At 44.0% G+C, this 4,332-nt stretch carries 6 protein-coding genes; 5 read left to right on the forward strand and 1 reads right to left on the reverse strand.

Annotation, left to right across the window (positions count from 1 at the left end):
- Nucleotides 1–266: 266 nt before the first annotated feature.
- The 5 genes from DW657_RS16670 (at nt 267) to DW657_RS16685 (ending at nt 2,913) form a co-directional block, all read left to right on the forward strand.
- Complete coding sequence (locus DW657_RS16670; protein WP_118313486.1) at nt 267–1,025, forward strand: ParA family protein; 759 nt, start codon at nt 267–269, stop codon at nt 1,023–1,025.
- Between the two features lie 4 nt (nt 1,026–1,029).
- Nucleotides 1,030–1,476 carry a DUF3408 domain-containing protein gene (locus tag DW657_RS16675; RefSeq protein WP_118313487.1) on the forward strand — a complete coding sequence of 149 codons (447 nt, stop codon included), beginning with the start codon at nt 1,030–1,032 and terminating at the stop codon, nt 1,474–1,476.
- 25 nt (nt 1,477–1,501) lie between these two features.
- Entirely contained in the window at nt 1,502–2,146 is a 645-nt protein-coding gene (locus tag DW657_RS16680; RefSeq protein ID WP_233547201.1) for a hypothetical protein, read from the forward strand.
- A gap of 19 nt (nt 2,147–2,165) precedes the next feature.
- Nucleotides 2,166–2,333: a hypothetical protein gene (locus DW657_RS18235; protein WP_005823744.1), complete on the forward strand. Its 168-nt coding sequence runs from the start codon at nt 2,166–2,168 to the stop codon at nt 2,331–2,333.
- A gap of 82 nt (nt 2,334–2,415) precedes the next feature.
- The gene (locus DW657_RS16685; RefSeq protein ID WP_227740970.1) at nt 2,416–2,913 is read left to right on the forward strand and encodes a DUF3408 domain-containing protein; all 498 of its coding nucleotides are present in this window, start codon (nt 2,416–2,418) and stop codon (nt 2,911–2,913) included.
- A 318-nt stretch (nt 2,914–3,231) separates the two neighbouring features.
- Here DW657_RS16685 and DW657_RS16690 read toward each other — a convergent pair.
- Nucleotides 3,232–4,332, reverse strand: a 1,101-nt coding sequence (locus DW657_RS16690) for a PcfJ domain-containing protein (protein WP_118313489.1), incomplete at its 5' end; no start/stop codon positions are given.

The raw sequence follows: 4,332 nt of genomic DNA on the forward strand, positions 1-4,332 counted from the left end.
ATTTGAAAATATGATGAAACAAGCATTTGCAGCAACGAATAAGCCTGTCACTATTGCAGCGTCTCTTTGCATCCATGATGCTCCACTGACGTACAGACTTACTGATTCACTGTCGTACTGTCGTATGGAAATGATGAAGCATTGCAACAGTTCAAGGTCTCCATAATGGAGCAATGACCGATAGACATGGACATCAAAGTGTTCATATCTTTGAATTGGCAGGAAATCATAGAAACGAGTAATCAACAATTTAAAAAGTTAACGATATGAGTAAGACAAGATTTGTTGCGTTCGCAACACAGAAAGGCGGAATAGGAAAGTCCACCATCACGGCTCTTGTAGCCAACTACTTTCACAATGTCAAGGGTTACAATGTGGCGGTCATAGACTGTGACGAGCCACAATACAACCTTGCAGACCTGCGAGACGAGGAACTGGAACTCATCAAAAGTAGCGCCTATTTCAAGGCGCAAGCCTGTGAGCATTTCAAAAAGCTGGGCAAGAAGTCCTTCAGCGTAACGAGAAGCAATGCTGTCAATGCGCTTGACGACGCAGAGACAGTGTTGAATGAAACAGAGGTTAAACTTGATTTCATCTTCTTTGACATGCCTGGGACTATCAAAAGTGAGGGCGTCATGAAGACCTTGTCTCAGATGGATTACATCTTTGTACCCGTCAGCGCAGACCGCTTTGTTGTAGAAAGCGCAATGAGCTTCATGCAGTTGTTCCACGACAACTTTTTGACACAGGGCTGGTCGGTCACCAAGAAACTTGCTTTCTTTTGGACAATGGTTGACAAACGAGAACGAACGAGTTTGTATGATGTATATGAAGGTATGTTCAAGTCTCTCGACTATTCGGTTCTCAACACACGACTGCCAGACAGCAAACGTTTCAGAAGAGAGCTGTCGGAGAACAGAAAGGCAGTGTTCCGTTCCACCATCTTTCCATCAGACCTAAACCTGTTGCGAGGGAGTGGCATCAAGGAGTTGTCCGACGAGATTTGTGAAATCATAAAGACATGAGCCTATGGTAAGCAGAAAAATCAACACTGACGCAATAGATGAAAATCTGCTCATTGCCTCTATTGGCAAGAGCAAGATTGGCACGACAACAGCATCCATTCTTGACGGAGCTTCCCAATCCCAAGTGAAAGATACTGAAGAGAAAGAAGAGGTTGGCAGGAAGTCCCAATGCTCGCAGACCGATAAGTCGCCAATTTCACGCAAGCCTCCCAAGGCTTCTTCGGAAAGTTACGATTCGGCATTCTTCAAGCGAAACGAGATAAAGACTCGTCAATGCGTTTATATCAGCCGTGAGATACACAGGAGAATTTCAAGAATAGTCAGTGTGCTCGCAAAGCATGAGTTGACAGTCGGTGGTTACATCGACCTTATTCTTGAGAGACATCTTGAAGAGAACCAGGAAGAAATCAACGGCTTGCTGAGAAAAGAGATAGATGACTGGAATGTATGACAAATAAAAAGGAATAAGCATGACAATGGAAAGTATATTCATGATAGTTTTGGTTGCATTCAATGTCTGGACTATCTATTTTTACAACAAGTTGCTCCTTGAAGTTGCGAACAATAAGGAAGAAGAGGAAAAGCCACCCATCGACCCGATGGCACTTGTAGGCAAAAGCCTTTTCAAAGTGTCCCAACTGCGAAAGAAAGAAGAAACGGTACAGAAGCAAACTGAGTCAGAGCCTGTGTCTGAGAATGACGTGACATTCGAGGATCCACCAAAGAACACGGCAAGGATTCCTGATGAACTACTGGATGATGTGTTTACAAATGTCCGCATAGAAGATTTCGGTGTGAAGTATTCAGACGATGAGGACGATGCCGATGTACCGCAAGCAAAAGGAACAAGTTTTGAGGACATAGATACAGCCGTGAAGACGGTCAAGGCTTCAAAAGCTACGGACAAGGAGAAACGACATGCAGGAAAGGTCTTCCACGAGATGGATGGTAACCAATTCTATGAGAAATTCATGGAGAACAGCGAGGAGTGCAAGAAGAACATCCATGATTACGTCACCTTCTACTTGCAAACTCACAAGATTGTAGAGATTTCCAAGCCAAAGAAAGAGTTTAAGGTGTCAGACAGTATAGAGGACTTCAATATCCTCGACTTTGTATAACAATTTAATAAGGAGAATTATGGAAAGAACAGAAGAGAACAATGCAACAAAGGATAGATTTGCACATGTGGGCAAAATATTCTCGGAAATGGACAGCGAAAAGCTACAAGCTGAAATCGCAGAACGCTCAAAGATTATTAAACGCAAAATAGATGCGTTGATGGAATTGCATATGTCAGGTATCTGACAAAAACTGTTGAGGTTGGATTTTCAATAGTCAACAAGTATTTCAATAGCAGAGAATTTGTATAACAATTAAAAAAATGATTATGGCAGACAAAACAAAAAACTGTGGTAAAGGACAACTCACTTCGACAGATGCCAAGGAGTTGTATGAGGCTTTCATGAGAAATTATGAAGAGACAATGGAGGAAGTTGGTAAACAGATTGACGCTTGTCTTGAAGAGACATTTCAAGACCGTACATCGTCAACTATTTCCGACAAGGAGGAGTGTTTTGATGAAGATGCAGCATATGAGAATTATGATGTGGGTGAATTTGAGCCAATCGACAGAATGGAGAAAGAGCGTGCTGAGCAGTATGTCGGTAAGTTCATGGCAAATGCAGGTTTTACCGCAAGATATGGCAGACATGTTGGCATCAGCGAGGACATTCATGAGCGTGTGACTAAATTTGTCAGTATCGTAGGCAAGGGAAAGATTTCCATTGCAAGTTATGTGGATAACATCATCAACGAACACTTCAATGCCTATGCAGCCGAAATCAAGGCTGCATTCGATGAAGGTCTCAAATCGTATCGCCTCTGACAATAAATTAAGAGTACGCTAATGAAAAAGAAAGACTACGGCTAAAATCTCAGTTTGCCACTGAATCCATAGGACGGCATCATGCCGCATTAGTAAGCAAAAGTGTCAATCGCCAGATGGGACTATCTCCCAAGGAACAGAAAAAAACGATTTATGAATAAAGGACAGTCCTTTTGATTTGGGCTGTCCTTTGTTATTCTGCAAGCATCGCAGATAAGGAAAAAACGGTTCTTTGCCACTTTCTTTCCGCTCCTCGGCTCATGAAGAAAGTGGCGGAACGAATTTTCATCGCTCCGCCTAAATTATAATAATGTGGTGTTATGTCGTTGCAACCATTCGTTGCTCTATAAGTCTTGCATTGCTGTTCACCAAGTTGATGATGTCGGCATGGTGCTCGGTGTCCTTGTTCTGTAGTCCGTGGCATTGTACGACTTTCATCTGTTCGAGAGAAAACTCCACGGTCTCAACCCTTTGTTCGGCTATTCTTGCAGAGAAGATGATGCAGTCGGGATTGAGTGAATAGTTTGTACCGCTGCCTACGCAATGATGCATCGCCTTGCCCTCAAGAACGTGCTCCCTGACGCTTTCAAGCATTCTCACCACGATATTGCCGTCCGTGAACATCAAACCGAAGAAACGGCTCTTCATTTCCTTGAATTTGTCCTCGTTCTTCAATGCCTTGCGTATCTCCTCCTCGGTGCGCTCCTTTTCTTTCTTGGCTCTGATTTTCTCGGATATTCTGTCGTGCTCGGCTTCAAGGTTGTCGGGGCAAATGTAATGTGGACTTCTGATGTCTTTGCCCATTTCTACCAACATACAGATGTAGTCCGCCCATTTGCCGATGTCTGTAATAAGGTAATGGTTGCGGTTGGCTATCTTGTAGGCATTCCAACAAGTTTCCAAGTGCCGTGGGTGGTCTATGAAGTGGCGGACGTGTCCGTAACGACATTGTTTCATCATCGTTTCGATGCGGTGGTCTGTCAGCATCGCCTTGAATAATGTAAGCGGTTCGATGCCGTGAAACGCTCCGTCAAAGCCGTTGCGCCATATCTGAGGAATGACTTTCATATCGGGGCATACCGGAAATGAAGCAATATGCTGATAGGTGGTGTTGTCCCTGCGCAGTTCAATGTCGGAGTCGTAGCAGAACGTGTCCATATAGATACCCATTGTGCGCTTGCGTGCCATAACCTCCACCTTGCCTTTTTCGTTCATCCAATAGCGTGCCACCTCCCAACAATAAATGTCTGCCTTTTGTCCCTTGCGGTAATAGGCTTTCATCTGAAATGCTCGCATAAGTTGTAGTCCCTTGCGCTCGGAGAGTACACTGAAATAGGTAGAAGACATTGCCTTCTGTCGCTTGGTGCGCTGCACTTCCAACTTTGCCTTACACTTCGGGCAGACACATTTGTCCGCATC

Origin of the sequence: Prevotella sp. AM23-5 (genome assembly GCF_003473645.1) — a bacterium.
GTDB lineage: Bacteria > Bacteroidota > Bacteroidia > Bacteroidales > Bacteroidaceae > Prevotella > Prevotella copri_A.